Source organism: Fusicatenibacter faecihominis, from assembly GCF_020686945.1.
Lineage (GTDB): Bacteria > Bacillota > Clostridia > Lachnospirales > Lachnospiraceae > Limivivens > Limivivens faecihominis.
The window spans coordinates 1-1,567 of the sequence record NZ_JAJEPR010000094.1 but is presented as its reverse complement, the minus strand read 5'-3'; the positions used below and the strand labels follow the sequence as shown (position 1 = coordinate 1,567).

Genomic DNA, 1,567 nt, shown 5'->3' with positions numbered 1-1,567 from the left:
TAGTGCTTCACTTGCTGGTCGTATTCACAGAACAGCTTTTCGCCGCTTTGGTAAGCAGCGGCGGCAACCGCAGACTGTCGCTGGCTGCGCTGAACAATCGTGATTTCGTTGTGTGGGCAGGGCATTTCGTGTCCCTCCTTTCGGTAATTGGTGGATGGGGTGGCGTTTTACCACCTCATTTTGGCAGAAAAAAAGCAGGAGACCTTTTTCAGATTTCCTGCTCGGTGTGCCGCTGTGAAGGCGGCGGATATTTAGCTGTAAAAGTTCGGGACAAGTTGACCCGATGTGTGGGTGGCAAACTTGAATTTTACGATTTTTTGTTTTTCAAAAAGTCAATAGTTCTTTTCACGATAAATACGATACATATCAAACCTACAATCCCACAAACAATAGAGTCCTTTAAGTCTGCAAATCCTCCTGTGTACTGCATTGCATAATAATAAACCGTCCATATCAGTATCAATACGAACACACTAATACTTAACCAATAAGACTTTTTCTTCATCTAATTTTCCTCACATTGAACTTCCGATTAGTCGTTGACTTCATTATACTTTATTCGACCGTCAAAGTATAGAGAGATTTTGTAAAACTTGTCGGCTGGGAACAACTTGCAACGCAAGGTGTCCCCAGATGGCAAGTCCACAAAAGGGTAGCTGGCGGCAGCCAGCGCAGGGGAAGCGTAGCGTCCCCTGTTTGATTTGGAGCAGACCATGACTGCGGAAAATCACAGCCCTCCGGTGAGGAGCCTTCGGAGAACGCAATGCACCAACCTCTGGGTGGTGTATAATTGCGCCCTTAGTAAACTAAGGGGTTTCCGGCTTCTTCCGTTCCAGCAGTTTTTTCAATAGTTCCTGCGTGTCCTGCCTGTGAAAAATGAGTTTCAATAACAGCATGACATCATCATCTGTCAGGCGTTCCGGCTCTTGCAGAAAACTTTCCAGCATACCGCCACGGGTACAGAGCCGGTGCGTCCGTTCCTTTCGGGTAAGCTGCTTTAACTGGTGCTGCAATGCCTTTTCATCATTGATGGCTTTCCGCAGTTTCTTTTCGCTTTTCTCCAGCTCCCGGTTGAGCTTTTCCAGCTTTGAGGTATCAGGCAAGGGCAGCGTCCTCCTTTCCCGGTATCAGCACATAAATTCTGCTGGGTTCTCCCACGCCCTGACGCACCCGCATGATAAGTCCGGCGATTTCCAGTTCATTCAGAGAACGCTTGACCGTCATGGGACTGCGGGACAGGACTGCGGCAATGGCTGTGACAGGGAAGCAGACAAACAGGATTCCGTTTTCGTCCTCCTGCCCTTTGGATAGCATAGCGTCCAACATCCGGCAGTACATGACCTTTGCGGTGCTGCTGACTGGAAATCCTGTCAACGCTCTGGGAAAGGGCATACAGGGCGGCAATGGTGTGTCTATCGTCATAAATTCAAAATTCATTCTGTGTGTTCCTCCTTTTTCTTTGCTCGTTTGGATAAATAACGGGGGCAGTCAATCACAACCGCCCGGAAGCTCTGCCTGCACCCATGCTGGCATTTCCGGCATAATTCGTTGTAAGTGACACGCCCCC

2 protein-coding genes and 1 pseudogene are annotated in these 1,567 nt (G+C 48.6%); all 3 read right to left on the bottom strand.

Annotated features, from left to right (window positions below; all coding sequences use genetic code 11):
- Nucleotides 1-125 (bottom strand): annotated as a pseudogene (locus LKD71_RS18000) (MobA/MobL family protein); the annotation flags it as partial.
- Between the two features lie 681 nt (nucleotides 126-806).
- Nucleotides 807-1,103, bottom strand: a complete 297-nt coding sequence (locus tag LKD71_RS17995; RefSeq protein ID WP_097786106.1) for a DUF3847 domain-containing protein — start codon at nucleotides 1,101-1,103, stop codon at nucleotides 807-809.
- Nucleotides 1,096-1,437 (bottom strand): DeoR family transcriptional regulator, encoded by a 342-nt coding sequence (locus LKD71_RS17990; protein WP_227616426.1) that lies wholly within the window; start codon nucleotides 1,435-1,437, stop codon nucleotides 1,096-1,098. Before LKD71_RS17990 ends, LKD71_RS17995 begins: the two co-directional genes overlap by 8 nt.
- Nucleotides 1,438-1,567 lie beyond the last annotated feature (130 nt).

Coding starts and splice junctions, on each gene's coding strand:
- LKD71_RS17990 (WP_227616426.1), bottom strand. CDS start 1,437: ATGAATTTTGAATTTATGACGATAGACACACCATTGCCGCCCTGTATG.